At 41.7% G+C, this 15871-nt stretch carries 12 protein-coding genes and 1 pseudogene; 11 read left to right on the top strand and 2 right to left on the bottom strand.

Annotated elements, in window-relative coordinates; genetic code table 11:
- Window positions 1–79: 79 nt before the first annotated feature.
- Window positions 80–424: pseudogene (locus tag CXF95_RS24625) on the top strand (cold-shock protein); the annotation flags it as partial.
- Between the two features lie 398 nt (window positions 425–822).
- Window positions 823–1542, top strand: coding sequence for an extracellular solute-binding protein (locus CXF95_RS24620; RefSeq protein ID WP_157828235.1), 720 nt, complete (start codon window positions 823–825; stop codon window positions 1540–1542).
- Here the strand turns inward: CXF95_RS24620 and CXF95_RS24615 are convergent, their stop codons facing one another.
- Window positions 1543–2982 (bottom strand): IS66 family transposase, encoded by a 1440-nt coding sequence (locus CXF95_RS24615; RefSeq protein WP_101197042.1) that lies wholly within the window; start codon window positions 2980–2982, stop codon window positions 1543–1545.
- A gap of 89 nt (window positions 2983–3071) precedes the next feature.
- Between CXF95_RS24615 and CXF95_RS24610 the strand changes: the two genes are divergently transcribed.
- From CXF95_RS24610 to CXF95_RS24580, 7 genes are all read left to right on the top strand, one after another.
- Window positions 3072–3518: a hypothetical protein gene (locus CXF95_RS24610; protein WP_101201144.1), complete on the top strand. Its 447-nt coding sequence runs from the start codon at window positions 3072–3074 to the stop codon at window positions 3516–3518.
- A complete protein-coding gene (locus tag CXF95_RS24605) occupies window positions 3515–5575 on the top strand; it encodes an EAL domain-containing protein (RefSeq protein WP_198556693.1) in 2061 nt (686 codons plus the stop codon). Before CXF95_RS24610 ends, CXF95_RS24605 begins: the two co-directional genes overlap by 4 nt.
- A 192-nt stretch (window positions 5576–5767) precedes the next feature.
- Window positions 5768–7282, top strand: a complete 1515-nt coding sequence (locus CXF95_RS24600) for an Hsp70 family protein (RefSeq protein WP_101201142.1) — start codon at window positions 5768–5770, stop codon at window positions 7280–7282.
- A 296-nt stretch (window positions 7283–7578) separates the two neighbouring features.
- A complete protein-coding gene (locus CXF95_RS24595; protein WP_232788024.1) occupies window positions 7579–8742 on the top strand; it encodes a histidinol-phosphate transaminase in 1164 nt (387 codons plus the stop codon).
- 206 nt (window positions 8743–8948) lie between these two features.
- Entirely contained in the window at window positions 8949–9404 is a 456-nt protein-coding gene (locus CXF95_RS24590) for a (2Fe-2S)-binding protein (protein WP_101201141.1), read from the top strand.
- Between the two features lie 21 nt (window positions 9405–9425).
- Window positions 9426–11621 (top strand): molybdopterin cofactor-binding domain-containing protein, encoded by a 2196-nt coding sequence (locus tag CXF95_RS24585; protein ID WP_101201140.1) that lies wholly within the window; start codon window positions 9426–9428, stop codon window positions 11619–11621.
- Window positions 11622–11893: 272 nt separating this feature from the next.
- Complete coding sequence (locus tag CXF95_RS24580) at window positions 11894–12253, top strand: DUF2750 domain-containing protein (protein WP_101201139.1); 360 nt, start codon at window positions 11894–11896, stop codon at window positions 12251–12253.
- A 43-nt stretch (window positions 12254–12296) separates the two neighbouring features.
- Here CXF95_RS24580 and CXF95_RS24575 read toward each other — a convergent pair whose 3' ends face one another.
- Window positions 12297–13178, bottom strand: a complete 882-nt coding sequence (locus CXF95_RS24575) for an AraC family transcriptional regulator (RefSeq protein ID WP_101201138.1) — start codon at window positions 13176–13178, stop codon at window positions 12297–12299.
- 229 nt (window positions 13179–13407) lie between these two features.
- Between CXF95_RS24575 and CXF95_RS24570 the strand changes: the two genes are divergently transcribed.
- Together CXF95_RS24570 and CXF95_RS24565 are read left to right on the top strand one after the other, a co-directional pair.
- A complete protein-coding gene (locus CXF95_RS24570; RefSeq protein WP_369809346.1) occupies window positions 13408–14691 on the top strand; it encodes an MATE family efflux transporter in 1284 nt (427 codons plus the stop codon).
- Between the two features lie 214 nt (window positions 14692–14905).
- Window positions 14906–15841: a glutathione S-transferase family protein gene (locus CXF95_RS24565; protein WP_101201136.1), complete on the top strand. Its 936-nt coding sequence runs from the start codon at window positions 14906–14908 to the stop codon at window positions 15839–15841.
- Window positions 15842–15871 lie beyond the last annotated feature (30 nt).

Here is a 15871-nt window from a genome sequence, read left to right as displayed (position 1 = left end):
TGTTCCTTTGAATGATAGTTTTAACTTTCACCATGATTAGGCTAAATTTTTATTAGGAACAGAGGGCAATGTTGATAAGGCCTTTGGTTTTATCCAGCCAAATGCTGGTGGTGATGATATTTTTATTCATAAATCGGCATTATTTAATAGAAAACGTACTCCACAGATTAACGACATTATTAGCTTCTCAATGTCTAAAGGTAAAGACGGCAGACGTTGCGCAAGCGATGGGACTTTTTCAGGTGAAAAGCTAAAAAACTTGCAGTCAAAAAAGAACAAGTCGCTCTCAACGTATCTATCATTGTTGTTTTTAACAGTGATAACCACGGCTTATTATGCTGGTCAATTCCCTCAAAAATTGTTACTGAGTTATTTTTGCTTCCTTATCATTCGCAAAGTTGACGTTACGAATTGGAAAGATTAACGTTTGTATTCTACGAAAACGCTATATATAAACTTCATGTTAGAGGTGTTACTTTGATTACTTCAATCCCAACTAAGTTTTTGAGATGTTACCACTGCCGATTTTAGTTGTAGAACAAAGTGAAGAGACTCTTAATCATTCCACTGTGTATATAAATTCAAGCTTTATTAACATTATTGGTTGGAGTCTAGATGCCTCTTTCTTAAACTTCACCTCAGATTGAATTTTTTACATTTGTTACTATTTAATCGCGGACAAAAACTATGTAAAGTTAAGTAAAAAAATTAGAAGTCATAGCACTCCAATGCGTAACTTTTTTTTTCTTGTCTTATTCAATGCTAATCGAATCCTTAATATTCGTTAACGTCTGTTTTAAATAAATGGAGTTTGCATCAACAATGTTAAAATACATCGCCCAAAAGCTCGCATTCATTTGCATGGGAGTATCTATTAATATTGTTTCTGTTTGTGTATTTGCAGAAAAACAGCAAGTACTCCGTTTACTGGTTTGGGAAGGTTATGCACCCGTAACACAGCGTGAAAAATTTAGAAAACTCATATCTGAAAAGTATTCTATTGATGTCATATTAAAGGTAAATTATATAGTAGATGCAGAAGATGGCTTTGCTGCACTACGATTAAAAAAAGCAGATATTGTTAGTCCCGCTCATAATCGTATCAACGATAAACGTTTTAAAATGATTGATTCAGGACTATTGCTCCCGCTTAACCTTGATAATTTGCCAAATTACCAACAACTTAACCCCTCCTTTAAATATTCAAAGTATTTGGTTAAAGATGGTGTTCATTATGGTTTGCCCTTTGCCTGGGGACCTTATGGACTGGTATATAACACAGCGTATTTTGATGAGCCACCTCAAAGCTGGAATATACTTTGGGATCCTAAATATAAGGGGCAATATAGTGTTGCTGATTACGGTGAGATTAATGTTTATCTTACGGCTTTAGCAATGGGTTATGACAAAAAGGCCCTAAGTGATTTTGATCAGTTAAATAATAAAGCATTCCAAGCAAAATTAACTTCATTGATAGCCAACGCAAAATCTCTATGGGAAGGTGTTGATACTGCAGATGATTTAATGCAAAACAAATTGTAACTATTCAGGTCGCGCAGATGAAAAGATGTCAGGAAGCCTGCCCTTGAACAATAGTCGCAACGCCTCACTTGCTGAAACATCTTGCTTGCGACAACTGGATATGTAACTGCGAAGCAAACAAAACATATCCGCACCGTTTTGACTTCTGAAACATCCCGATATTTTTTGATGTACTTTTGTCATTCGAATATCGTTTTCCCCTTGATTGTTAGTAAAGGGGACATCTTTTATTTCGATAAATCTAAGCGCATCATTTTCAAATTCTCTGAGCCGTTCAAGCAAGGCGCGCGCTTTGGTTCGTTTTAAACGACCCCGTTGTCCTGCTGGTCGGTCCTCCTCATTTGGTGGCGGACACTCCTTATCACCCTCAAAGAGTATTTCACGGTACTGTTCTCTGGCGACGCGGGCAGACTCTGGCGTTAACTTACCGTCATTATCCTTCACGTCCTGACAAAGCTTGGTCAGCAGTGCACGCATTTCATTGGCCCATTTCTGCTTGTCTTGCTCCCACGCTCTTTCCAATTCTCTCAAATGATGGGCATTGCACAGAGAATGTTCACATAGGATATATTTGTAGTAAGGTTTCCAGTGGTCATGGCACAGAATGCCCGTAAAGCATGGCAGTATCTCGGCCGCATCCATGGCCTCTTTCCCACGTTTATCGTGGGCATGGAAATACGTCCAGGTAAGTGATGAGGCACAATGTAACCAACGCCGCTTGCCGTTAATGTTGACGCCTGTTTCATCAACATGCAGCACGGGTGATGCTCGTAGTGCGGCTTTGATCCGATCCGCGGCACCTGTTTGCTCAATTAAATCTGACGCTTTTTGATTGAAGTTAAACAAGGTTCCCGCACTGATCGGAATATTGAGTTGATCGGAAAAATACTCTTCAATACGTTTATAAGGCAGCAATTGATATTGTGACAGGTAAACCGCGTGCGCTTTAATGCCATCGCCATATTGGATAGCACTGTTAACACCTTGTGGAAACTCAGCTGTGAATTTCTTGCCTGTTTCGTTGAGCAGTATTTGCGCTCTGTATTCGGTGACCATGCGTGATATTTCTATGTCAACCACTTGACGACACTGGACGCCAGCATCACGATACTTCCCAGGAGGCAATAGCGCCCTGTTTACGGGAATATCCTTGACTACATCGGGCTCTTCGAACGGGCTCAGCGTTTTACCCTCCCGCCCTTTCTGGCCGCCGGCCGGATTGTCAGATTTAGTCCTTGAATTCTTCTTTCTATCAAAATCTGTGGAGGGTGGTTTACTGCTGTTTTGGCTATTTAGTCCTAATCGATTAGCAAGCAAAGACACAACCAGCATGATCAATTCAATTGCCGCTCTTAAGGCCGGCGAAATTGATTTATCCTCTGTAAGCAACTTTTTTGTTGAATCGATCACACTGTCGATTTCAATGCCGTCAATCTTCATTGGTTAATAACTAAAGTGATATTAAGGCAAGTCTGACATCCTAGCGGGATCAGTCAATACGATCGCTGGGATCGTCAAAATATATTTTCATGAGGCTGAATAGTTACAACAAATTAGCGTCTTCCTGGGGGTTTTCTCTACCAGAGTTAAAAAAGCGCGGTGAGATTTGGAAATGGGCTTACCCTAGAGAAGGTGTTCCTGGCTGGATTGATAATCACGTATTAAGTCAAGAGCTCGCAGATAAGCCAGAATTGAAACGTATTGCAGAGGAATGGATAAATTTTACTATCAGTACTGAATTCCAGAACAGTGTACTAGTTGAAGCATTAGGTACTAACCCCGTTAATATGATGACAGTCGAAACGGCTACTGAGGCTCAGAAGCGAGGGTTCTACGCTACGTCTCTGAGTGAATCAAAAGCTCTAATCGTGCTCATGCCCCAGCTTGATCGGCGAACTCGCAATGGAATCGACAATTTATGGAATACAGCATTAAAACACTTTTCAGAAAGTTCAAAAGGTTCAAACACCCAATGAGACAAAGTAGCCAGCCTTTTACTGATAGTTTGTCATACACGCTGGCTAAAAATAGTGTTTTAGTGACACTATTAGTTGGCTTTTCTCTTAGTTGCATTCAGATTGCTGTTGATTTTGTGCGTGAACAGAATGAGATAGAACAGTTTGCCTCGGAAATTCTGGCAGCTAATCAGTTTGCTGCGGCTGATGCTTCTTTCCACCTTGACGCACCTGCCGCTGAAGAAGTAGCTAAAGGTATTCTTCAGTATTACTCTATAACATCAGTCACTATTACTAATGAACGTGATGAGGTGCTGACTCAACTGGCTTCTGAAAAAACTGGGAGAACAAACCTCACTCAGGGGTTTGAAATCTTTGGGGAAATTAAAGGTTTTAACCAACCTTTATATTTGAAAAGTGGTGAGAACATTGGTAATTTGAGAATTTATATTGACCCAGCTTTAGCCTCAGACAGATTTATTGATCGTTCTATATTGGTTATTTTGTCTGGATTAGTGCGAAATATTCTTTTGGCTTTTATCCTTGTCTTTTTGTTTTATCGAACCACAACAAAAAAAGTTATTGCTATAGGCGCAGCGCTCAATGATTTTGATCTAAACAATCCCAGACAGAATCGTATTCCCCCAGTTAATAAGAAGCAAAAAAATGAACTTGATGATTTAGGCGACTCAATCAACCGATTATTAGACATTATTTATAGTGATATAAAAAAGCGTGAACAAAGGGAACAAGCGCTTCATGTCAGCCAAAAAGAACTTACCTATCAAGCTAATCATGACTTACTGAGCGGCCTAGTCAATCGAAGAGGTTTTGAACTTCATTTATTTCAAGCAATGCAAAGTAGACAGGCCGAAAATTATGAACATATATTTTGTTACCTCGATTTAGATCAGTTCAAGGTTATCAATGACACTTGTGGTCATATCGCAGGTGATGAATTATTGCGCCAAATAAGTCGGATACTAAAAACGCATATCCGTAGCCATGACGTATTAGCCCGTTTAGGGGGGGATGAATTTGGTATTTTGATGCTAAATTGTAATATTAAAAACGCCAAAGAGGTTGCTCAAAAACTGATTGATAAAGTTAATCAGCATAGGTTTTTATGGGAAAATAAACCTTTTGCTATTAGTGTCAGTATCGGTATTGCACCCATTAGTGAAAGTATTAATAACACCAATGACTTACTCCGTAACGCAGATATTGCATGTTTCGCTGCAAAAGATGCTGGTCGTGATTGTTTCCGTATCTACACTGAAAGTGTTTCCGACATAGCCAAGGTTCATGGAGATATGCAGTGGGTGACAAAAATTAATTCGGCTCTAGAAAATAATAGCTTTTGTTTGTACGCCCAAGTTATCCAACCCAATAAACCAACTGATAGAAATGGACTTCACTATGAGGTGCTTTTGCGTATGGTTGATGAATCTGGTTCGCTTATTTCGCCCAATATTTTTCTGCCCGCAGCGGAACGTTATCATTTGATGACAAAAATCGACAAGTGGGTGATCGAAAACCAATTTAATTATCTATCCAAACATCCAGAACATTTGGCCGCACTTGAACTGTGTTCAATTAATTTATCTGGACCATCACTTACGGCGTCCGGCTTTCTAAAGATTGTGATTGATTGTCTTGATCATTACCAAATTCCGGCAAAGAAGATATGTTTTGAAATCACAGAAACGGCGGCTATCTCTAACCTCTCCGATGCGACAACCTTTATCGAAGCAATGCACAGTAAGGGTTGTAGTTTTGCACTAGATGACTTTGGCACTGGATTGTCCTCATTCGCTTACTTAAAATATTTACCAGTCGATTTTTTAAAGATTGATGGTTTGTTTGTTAAAGGAATAGTGGACGACCCCATCGATTATGCCATGGTAAAATCAATTCACGAAGTGGGTCGTGTGATGGGTAAAAAGACAGTAGCAGAATTTGTTGAAAACACTGAGATTGGATTAAAACTGAAGGAAATAGGCATTGATTATTCGCAAGGATATGGCATCGCTAAACCTTGCCCAATTAATGAATTGAAAATAACGGGGCATTCTTGACCTCTATAATTTAATGAGATAGGTATCATCCATTTATCTTGACCTGATATTGTTCTTTATTTATCGAGAATGCTATTTTGTTTAGATTATATTTCTTTTTTTTTGATTCCATTTATGCCAAATCATCTAATGAATTCAACGTTCATTTCAATTACAATTCTCGGCCTAATTTTTAGGTGACGAACGGCGGATATGGCAGCAATAGGTATAGATTATGGGACTTCGAACTCCGAGGTGGTGTATTTTGATGGTCAGCAGCATCATTTTGTTAAACTCGATCCTAGTCTAGAAGCAGTAAACAAAATTCGTTCATCGGTTTTTATTTATTATAAAGACGAGTTACCTACACCACCTATTCCAATGATTGAAGGAAAAATCGCGCAACTAAAGCGCGCTATTTCTGACAAAATTGATAAAGCCAAAGATGGATATTACGAGGCTTCAGAACCAAAAGAGCAGCGTATACACAGCACAAGAATAAATGAACTGCGGGCTGAATTTCATGATGTTCCTGCTTTGCAAGAGCTTGCTATTGAGCTTTTGTTGGAAAACATGACAGTGCAAGATTTGCCTCTACAACAGCTAGTTGAAACGGGTGAGTTTGCTTTTGGTGAAGATGGATTTAGACGATATTTGAAAACCCCTGAAAAGGGTCGGCTCATCTATTCTCCCAAAAACTTTTTAGGTGCCAACTTAGTGGCAGGCCAGCATCAGGCATTTGTCGGTTTGATAGCCAAACAATTAGAATTTTTCCGTTTAAGTGCCGAACAACAATTAGGACAATCTGTGGATACTGCCGTTATTGGTCGCCCAGTACGCTTTCATGGTACACGCGGGCTAGATGGTAACAACCAAGCCATTGATATCATGACTCAAGCAGCAAAAATTGCAGGTTTTACCCAAGTTGACTTCCTTGAAGAGCCTATAGCCGCTGCATACAAGATTGAACGTACTCTTGATAAACACACTAACGTATTAGTAGTGGATATTGGTGGTGGTACTACGGATATTTGCTGCATTAAGTTGTCACCAGAGAAACTAGCCAATGTCGATCGTCAACAAGATGTGATGTCGGTAACCGGCACTCGCTTAGGCGGCATGGAATGCGATAAAAACCTAATCATAAAATCCATTGCGCCAACGATGGGACAAGGTTTATTGATGTATAACGGCTTGCCTGTGCCACCTGCTTATTTTTCTGATATGTGTGCAGTAGACGACATTCCAAAACTCAATCGGTTTTTCTCAGAAGAGTACTGGTTGGATATTGCTAACACAAAATCCTTGGTTAAAGAGCCTAAATTGTTAGAGCGGTTGTTAGAAGTACAAGAAGAAAAACTCTCAGCTAGGTTAGTGAATTCATCACGCTTAGCCAAAGAATTACTATCTTCAAAAGATGAGATCATCTTACCATTGCATTATATAGAAGAAGACTACGATGTTAAGCTGAACGTTGCGGAGCTTAAACGCTCAATGCAATCCTGGTTAGCTAGGGTGAAGAGTTTAGTGACCGAATGTTTAGAAAATAGCTCGGAACCACCAGAGATGTTATTTATTACTGGCGGTATGAGTTTGTCGCCTATAGTCAAAAAAGAGCTATTAGACATGTTGCCCGGTTTGCCCCTTATGGAAGGAGATGCATTTAACTCAGTGTGCGAGGGTTTGGGCATTCAAGCTGCAAAATTATCTAGTAACAATTTATCCTAACGCATACAAACCTCTAGCTTAATCTATTTATGTGGGGTGGGTTGTGTTGAATTTCAACGAACCTGCTGCTCTTCCCTCTAAGCGCTGATGGAGGTGTCTTAACCAAAGATATATTGGCTTCTTCATACACTCCTACCACTTGGGCAGAGGCATGCATAACCCGTCACAATACCTAATCATTAGTTAACCTGAGCTCGGGTTAGTTAAGCAATAAACGCAGGTTTGAGCATTTGCGTCATTTCTTTTTTGCGCAAACCCCTTTAAAGTTGTTGTAATTCAAGAAAGGAATACAAACAATGAAGACTTTGGGTATGCAACCTTCTCGTAGACAATTTATACAACAATTAGGTTTAGGCGCTGCTTGGTTAGGACTGGCCGCGAACACCTCATTTGCATTGGCTAACAACACGCCCATTTTACCTTTTCGCCAAAACGCTTCGCCTCTTTTGTTGCATTATAATGAAAACTCTCTTGGCATGTCGCCCAATGCCTTGTCTGCGGCAAAATTTGCCATTGAACGTTATGGTAACCGTTACCCAAGTGAGTCAATTGATGAATTCAAAGTTAAACTCGCAGACCATCATCAGGTTAAGCCCGAACAATTAATTTTTGGCAACGGTTCAACTGAAGTATTACAAGCCATTGCTACCTATGCTGCTCGACAACACGCTACTATGATTGAACCTTCGCCTACATTTGGTGCGCTCAGAGGATATTGTAAAGCAGAAAACTTGAATGTTATTCAGGTCCCTGTTGCTCAAAATTTCGAAATGAATATCGCGGCTATGAAAAAACAGGCAATGGCACAGTCTGGCCCAGTCTTGATCAATATCTGTAACCCTAATAATCCCACCGGAAACATTGTCGATTTCAGCATCATGTTCGACTGGATAAATAATGCCCCTGATACCCATTTGTTTTTGCTCGACGAAGCCTATTTTGACTACGCCCAAGCTAATCCCCGTTATAAAAGCGGATTAGATTTAATTAACCAAGGTAAAGACAACGTGGTGATCAGTCGAACGTTTTCTAAAGTGTTTGGTATGGCGGGTATGCGAATGGGTTACGGTATTACTACCATAAAAACAGCGAGTAAAATAAAACCCTTTGCCGCAGGATTTAACCTAAGTGCAGCGGGTATCGCTGCCGCTTCTGCAGCACTGGATGACAAAGCATTTTATAAAAAGAGCATTGAATACAATCAGGTTTCTAAAACGATATTAATCAATACCTTGAATGAATTGGATCTAGAGTCTATTCCCAGTGATACCAATTTTGTATTACACAGGATTGGCACGCCATTGGTTGATTATACCGAGCATATGCAGCGTAACGGTGTGCGCGTGGGTAGAAAAATGACCGTGGACGATCGCTGGAATCGGATATCCTTGGGCACGCCTGATGAAATGAAGATATTCGCTCAAACCTTAATGGCATTCAGGCAAAATGGCTGGGTGTAGCGCCGCTTTTATTAGAAAGAAAGGACTCGTTTTATATTCCAGAATCAACAACAGTTGAGCTAGCCAATTCTACAATGGAGTGTATTGGAAGCTTAATAGAAGCGTATTAAAATCTAATTACGCTGTTATAGAATAGGCATAATATGCGAATAATTTCTGTATGAATTAGACGTTGATAGCCATGTTATTTTAAATAAAGGTAAAACATGATTGAACTCAAGGTTAATGACCAAATACAACAAGTTGACGTAGCAGCCGACACGCCACTTTTGTGGGTTATCCGTGAACAACTGAATCTGGTCGGCACCAAGTTTGGCTGTGGTATGGCTCAATGTGGTGCGTGTACGGTGCATCTCAATGGTCAACCTATCCGTTCTTGTGTAATGCCTGTTTCTGCAATCGCAGGGCGAGCCATTACCACGATAGAAGGTATCGCGGATGACAGCGGGCAGTTATCCAAGGTGCAACAAGCATGGATTGATGAACAAGTACCACAATGTGGTTATTGTCAGTCAGGTCAAATTATGTCTGCTGTGGCTCTGCTTAAAAGCAATCCCAATCCTTCTGATAGTGATATTGACGCCGCAATGAGCGGTAATGTGTGTCGCTGCGGCATGTATGGCCGCATCAAACAAGCAATCAAAAACGCTGCGTCGGTTTAACAATATTGCAAGGGTAACATTATGAGTAAATTGACACGAAGAGCTTTTTTGACCGCTGGCCTTATTGTTGGCGGTGGACTGATTGTTGGTGTGGCGATCCGGCCCGGACATCGCACCCCTAAATTGGCTAAATTTATGGAGCATAACGATGAAGTGCTGGTCAACGCATGGGTTAAATTACTCCCAGACAACAGTGTCACAGTCATAGTGTCTCACGCAGAAATGGGACAAGGTGCGCAATCAGCGCTAGCTATCATGTTGGCCGATGAAATGGACGTTGACTGGGACTCAGTCACAATAGAAGAAGCGCCCGCTCATGATGAATATGCCAATTTTCATATGGCCAGAGAATTTTTGTTACCAGGAAAAATGCCCGGTTTTGTTAATCAAACTATCAATGGTGTGTTTCTGACAATTTCTAAATCCATCGCGCTGCAAGTCACAGGCGGTAGTTTTTCTGTGCGATCAACCGGTGAGCGTGGTATGCGTGTGGCGGGGGCTGCAGCAAGAGAATTGTTGGTGCAAGCGGCAGCGCAAGAATGGCAGGTTGCGGCATCTGAAATTAGAGCAGAAAAAAGTTACTTGTATCATGACGGCAGTAACCGCACCGCACCCTATATAAAATTCGCTAAAATGGCGGCTGAGCAACAAGGTCCTGAATTTCCAACCCTCAAAACACCAGAACAATTCAACTTAATGGGCAATGAAGATATTCAGCGTTTGGATATCCCTGAAAAGGTGGACGGCACAGCCAAATTTGGAATTGATGTGGTGTTGCCCAGTATGAAATACGCAACGGTTAAAACCTCACCGGTGTTTGGTAGCAAAGTTGACTCAATCGATGGGGCCGCGGCAGAAAACATGCAGGGTGTTATCAAGGTGGTTAATCTTGGCGATGGAGTGGGTGTGATTGCGGATAGTTATTGGCAAGCAAAAAAAGCTATCGCCGCTGTCACCGTCACTTATTCAGCGAGTGAGTGGGATAACACCAGTTCCCAAAGCATCATGGCACAATTTCGTTTAGACATGGACCAAGCGGTCACCAACGGCGATGAGGAAGAGGATTTTTCAGAGGGTAATGCTCGTAACGTTATCCAAGCAGCCACTCACGTTATTACAGCGGAATATAGCGTCCCTTATTTAGCGCATGTCACTATGGAGCCGATGAACAGCACCGCTTGGGTTAAAGACGGTGAAATTGAAGTTTGGGGTGGCACGCAAAACCCATTAGGGGTCAAAGCTGCAATAGCAGATTATTTTGATATCGCTGCAGAAAACGTGGTGGTTAACAATGTTTACCTTGGTGGTGGATTTGGGCGCAGAGCCATGACAGATTATCCTATTCAGGCGGTAAAACTGGCTAATGCCTTGCCTGGGGTACCGGTCAAAATGATTTGGTCCCGGGAGGAAGATGTGCAACATGACTTTTATCGTCCTGCAATTGTAAGCCGTTTCAAGGCAGCGTTGGGGAATTCTGGTTTACCCATTGCTTGGGAAAATCAATACGTTGATAAACATGAGCCAAAAGAAGCGCCGTATATTCCTTATCAAGTCGATAATCAATTTGTGCATTACACCGAAAGTCTGACTCACATTCCCTTTGGAGCTTGGCGAAGTGTTGATCATTCCCAACATGCGTTTTTTACCGAATCCTTCATTGATGAACTGGCTCATGCAGCAAACCAAGATGCGCTTTATTATCGACGTAAACTGTTGCAATCAGAACCCCGTTACCTAAAAGTACTTGATGCGGTTGCAAACATGTCAGACTGGGAGCGCCCATTACCAGACGGATGGGGTAGGGGAATTGCCATTCATGGTTCATTTAATAGTATTGTTGCCGAAGTAGTCGAAGTTGACATGTCTGAGGGCTCACTAAGAGTGAATAAGGTTTTTTGTGTCGCTGATGCAGGTTTCGCTTATTGCCCAAATGCGTTTAGGGCACAAATGGAAAGCGGCATTATTTTTGGTTTATCTGCCGCCTTACATGGAGAGATCACTATTAAAAATGGTGCCGTCATGCAGAGTAATCTACACGATTACAAAATGGTGAGAATGGATACTGCACCAGATATATATGTTGAAATCATCAACAGTGGAGAAAGAACAGGTGGTGCCGGTGAGCCCGGGACCCCACCCATTGCACCTGCATTAACCAACGCTATATTCGCGGCAACAGGAAATAGAATTCGAGATCTACCTGTGAAAATAAGCTAAGTACATGCGGTTTTTAAAGCGCCATAGAGATTTAATCACAATTAAATACGCAGTTTGTTAGCGCTTGGTCAGATTAGGCGAAATGGAATCTGATCAGGTTGGTTCCTGAAGTAAAACAGAAGTTAAAATATAGATTTGATTTTCAATAGTTCTAACCTTGTAGATCCCAACCCAACTCTGATCTCGTTTATGAACAAAGCTAAGTTTAGCGTTGTTCGTACCTTATTAACTCCGTATGATTAACCGCATACCTAGACAACAAAGAACTCATTATGACAGATACCAATTCTCCACCTGCCGATTTTATGGCTCAAGTAAAAGCCACTCAAACATTATGGGCATTGCAAGACCAAGCCAGCGAAGGTTGGGTGGTTCTCGATTCCGTTAATTTTGAAAATGCAGATGTGATGCCAGTATGGTCAACCATTGAATTAGCCAAAAGCCACTGTGTTGACGAATGGCAAGATTACGTACCTATGGCTATTACGTTAGCTGACTGGTTGGAATTTTGGGTAGAAGACTTAGCCGAAGATAATGTGTTAATAGGCGTGGAATGGCGTGATGGCGGTGAATACATAGAATTAGAGCTGGTGGAATTTAGCCAGATGGTGGCTAAATTGGAAACCTTGTAAAGGTGAATCTTAGGGGCAATTTCATGGGCCCAAGCACTTGATTTCAAATCACGTTTTCATTATTACGCCATCGCCCAGGACTAAGTTGATAGAGTTGTTTAAAGCGGTGGGCGAAGCTGGCACTGTCGGCATAACCTACAGTATCGGCTATTTGCTCTAGACTGTAATTGGTATAACGCAGCAGGTAGCAGGCATAACCCATTCGCGCTTGGGTCAGTAATTTCATAGGGGTCTTACCTGTTTCTTTTTTACATAACCGATAAAATTGTGGCTCTGACATGTGGAGTTCAGATGCGAGAGCGCTTACTGTCCATGACAATTGCAACTGTTTGTTAACGTTACGTATTAGTGTATGAAAACGCTGCTGCTGCGCATTTTGTGTAGGGGTTTTATTTAGCGTCTGTTCAATCTGGTAAAGCAACACTTCGATGAGTCTTAACTGAATGTCGGGCTGGAAACGGCCATCACTGTGATCAAAATCCCTAATCAATGCCATGGTTTGATATAACAACAATGTGTTATCACTTTGCCAAACTCCTGCCTTGAGTTGGTGGATAAACTGATAATCTGGGCAGTCATGCAACAACATCCAGCACATGTCCCAATGATCAGCGTCAAGCTCATACAGAAAAGGGGTCCCTGCTGGGATCAGCATCATGGTGTTTGGGGTAATAGATTGGCAGCCTGAGTCTAGAGTGAGTTTGCCTGCACCTGATTGGGTTGAAATTAAGTAATGGACATGAACTGAATCATTTTGCCGACCATTGAAATACTCACCCTTACCTGTTTTTCCTATCTGATAGGTCTTTCTTAAGTGTGATACGCCCGCGCAGGCAATAAAGGCTTTCCCGTTACCGGGAAGTGATTCAAAGTTAAGGAAATATTCTTTACAACTAGGGTCGATATTAAGAGTTTCACGCCACATATTTTTATTCAGATGATAGTTTTAGACATAATACATGATATTCGTAATGATGTTTATTTGCTCGCACTCTTATAAAATACATCCTAATGTCGCTTATCTGCCCTGAATCAATTTTTTATCAAAAAATATGCTAAATAACAACACATCAACACTGCGGCAAAGCCTTAAACTTGCCTGGCCCATTTCGTTGCAAAGTATCCTAGTGACCATGCTGGGAATGAGCGACATCATGATGGTGGGGCATTTGGGCGACACAGCGGTGGCTTCTGTTGGTTTAGGCAATCGGATTCAGTTTGTGGTGCTGATCATTTTGTCTGGGTTAGCCACAGGGGTGGGGGTGTTGTCTGCTCAGTACTTTGGGGCAGGTAAAAATGGCCGTATAAGTCCAATCATTATAAAAACCCTCGTTATTGGCGCTGGGGTGTTATTGCCTGTGGTATTGCTGACCTTTGCCTTTGGGGATCTTCTTGTTGGGCTGGGAACCACTGACCAAGTCATCATCAATACAGGCAAAGCCTATTTGTGGGTCACTATGCCCAGTTTAGCGTTTGTTGTAGTGGTCATGGTTTTTGAGAATGCCTTGCGTGGGCTCGGTCAGGTTAAGTTTTCTATGATGCTTGGAATGATTGCGATTGTTATCAATATCGCTCTGAACTATTGGCTAATTAATGGCGGTTTAGGGATTGATGCGCTGGGTGTGGCAGGTGCTGCTTGGGCAACCTTTATTGCCAGAGGTCTTCATGCGTCACTAATTGTATTCTGGCTGTATAAAAGAAAACATGTTGTCTTTCCTACTCGCCCAATCGGTAACGAGTTGTATGACAAAGCACAGTGGGTTCATTTAATTAAATTAGTGTGGCCGATGATGGTGAGCTTTGGTGTGTGGTCATTGGGTACCTTTGTTTACCAGCTTATTTACGGTCGTATTGGCACCCAAGAACTTGCCGTAATGAGTCTTATGGCACCATTGGAAGGTTTATTGATTGCCTTCTTTTTTGGTTTTGCTTCCGCCTGTTCGATTATGGTGGGTCAACGACTGGGGCAAAATGCATTTAGTTCTGCTTGGTCTGTGGCCAGAGGTTTTGCTATTAGCGCACCTATTGTCACCTTTTTCTTAGGTCTAGTGATGTGGAGTCTGGAATCTATTGTTTTCATGCCCTATGACAATCTGGATCAGGATACCTTAGCTGTCGCCCATGATATTTTTATGCTCATTACGTTTGGCACCTGTATCAAAGTGTTTAACATGACAGCTTCAATGGGCATTTTGAGAGCTGGGGGCGACAACAAACACTGCCTGCTTATCGATTTTTCTGGAATGTGGATCATAGGCATTCCGTTAACCTTTGCCGCCGCATTTTATTTTGCCTTACCGATTTACTGGGTCGTGTTGATTACCTATTCAGAAGAGGTGGTTAAATCGGTCTTGTTTGTGTCTCGTCTGAAAGCAAAGTACTGGCTGCGTAATCTAACCATGGATATACCATCAGCAACGTCTACTCCGTCAAATTAGCCGTATGCCTGCTCTTTCCATGACTAGTTAGAGAGCGTTTCTTTTTGTTTTTTTTAAACACTCTGATAAATGTTTTGTGCACACCACTATTGCCAGTATCAATAATCAAATATTCAATGATTGAATGAGTCTTCATTGCTCGTGCACGCTATAGTCAATCACAATTTTAGCCAAGTGCTACTATGGGTCAGAATACTCACAAAGGATACTGTCGATGAATGAATTTATTTTACACCATTATGATGCCTCTCCCTTTGCGGAAAAAATCCGCATCTTGTTAGGACATAAAAACGCACACTATAACGTGGTTAACATTCCGATAATTATGCCCAAACCAGACCTTGTGGCACTAACTGGAGGTTATCGTAAAACCCCGGTGTTGCAGCGTGACAATCACATCTATTGCGATACGCGCCTAATAGCTAGGGTAATTGACGAACAATTTGGTACAGAGAGTATATTCCCTCCTGAGTTATCACTCACCGCCAATATCTTGGCTCAATGGGCTGACCAACACTTGTTTAGTGTTGCCGCGGCCCTGGCGTTTTCTCCCGCAGGATTTGAAGCGTTTCGGCAACGGGTTCCCGAAAAATTTGTGGAAGCCTTTGTGAACGATCGAGCGAAAATGCGCGAAGGTGGCAACGGTTTATCTATGGATGCCAATACCGCGTTGCAGCTTATCCCCATTTATCTGCAACAGATGGAGCAACAACTTAGCCGGGGCGGTCCTTATATTTGTGGCGATCACATTAGCATTGCAGATTTTTCTATTTATCACTGCCTCTGGTTCATTAACAATAACGCAGGTGTAAGTCCGTTATTGGCAGGTTACCAAAAACTGCATCAGTGGTTTGAAACTATAAAGGCCATTGGGCACGGCACACAAACAAGTATCGATGCGACAGCGGCAATTAATATTGCGCACTCGGCACCGAAGGTATTGTTTTCGCAAGATGATTTTTTAGTGGTAAATGGTATTACGTTTGGTGAGTGCGTCGAAATTGTACCCACTGACTATGGTATTGCACCAGTAACTGGCGAATTGATTGTGTCTAAGAGCGATGAAATTGCGATTAAACGAATCGATGAAAAGGCTGGAGAGGTTTATGTTCACTTTCCCCGCGTTGGCTACAAAATAGTCACCGCGTAATATGACGACAAGTATGACGACAAAGATGGC

The organism is Paraglaciecola sp. MB-3u-78 (genome assembly GCF_002835935.1).
Classification (GTDB): domain Bacteria; phylum Pseudomonadota; class Gammaproteobacteria; order Enterobacterales; family Alteromonadaceae; genus Paraglaciecola.
The sequence above is the reverse complement of the archived record's forward strand: the minus strand, read 5'-3'. Positions and strand labels throughout refer to the sequence as shown.

What these genes read in the sequence shown, in the direction of transcription:
- CXF95_RS24620 (WP_157828235.1), top strand. Translation starts at nt 823, where the DNA reads ATGTTAAAATACATCGCCCAAAAGCTCGCATTCATTTGCATGGGAGTA.
- CXF95_RS24615 (WP_101197042.1), bottom strand. Translation starts at nt 2,982, where the DNA reads ATGAAGATTGACGGCATTGAAATCGACAGTGTGATCGATTCAACAAAA.
- CXF95_RS24610 (WP_101201144.1), top strand. Translation starts at nt 3,072, where the DNA reads ATGAGGCTGAATAGTTACAACAAATTAGCGTCTTCCTGGGGGTTTTCT.
- CXF95_RS24605 (WP_198556693.1), top strand. Translation starts at nt 3,515, where the DNA reads ATGAGACAAAGTAGCCAGCCTTTTACTGATAGTTTGTCATACACGCTG.
- CXF95_RS24600 (WP_101201142.1), top strand. Translation starts at nt 5,768, where the DNA reads ATGGCAGCAATAGGTATAGATTATGGGACTTCGAACTCCGAGGTGGTG.
- CXF95_RS24595 (WP_232788024.1), top strand. Translation starts at nt 7,579, where the DNA reads ATGAAGACTTTGGGTATGCAACCTTCTCGTAGACAATTTATACAACAA.
- CXF95_RS24590 (WP_101201141.1), top strand. Translation starts at nt 8,949, where the DNA reads ATGATTGAACTCAAGGTTAATGACCAAATACAACAAGTTGACGTAGCA.
- CXF95_RS24585 (WP_101201140.1), top strand. Translation starts at nt 9,426, where the DNA reads ATGAGTAAATTGACACGAAGAGCTTTTTTGACCGCTGGCCTTATTGTT.
- CXF95_RS24580 (WP_101201139.1), top strand. Translation starts at nt 11,894, where the DNA reads ATGACAGATACCAATTCTCCACCTGCCGATTTTATGGCTCAAGTAAAA.
- CXF95_RS24575 (WP_101201138.1), bottom strand. Translation starts at nt 13,178, where the DNA reads ATGTGGCGTGAAACTCTTAATATCGACCCTAGTTGTAAAGAATATTTC.
- CXF95_RS24570 (WP_369809346.1), top strand. Translation starts at nt 13,408, where the DNA reads ATGATGGTGGGGCATTTGGGCGACACAGCGGTGGCTTCTGTTGGTTTA.
- CXF95_RS24565 (WP_101201136.1), top strand. Translation starts at nt 14,906, where the DNA reads ATGAATGAATTTATTTTACACCATTATGATGCCTCTCCCTTTGCGGAA.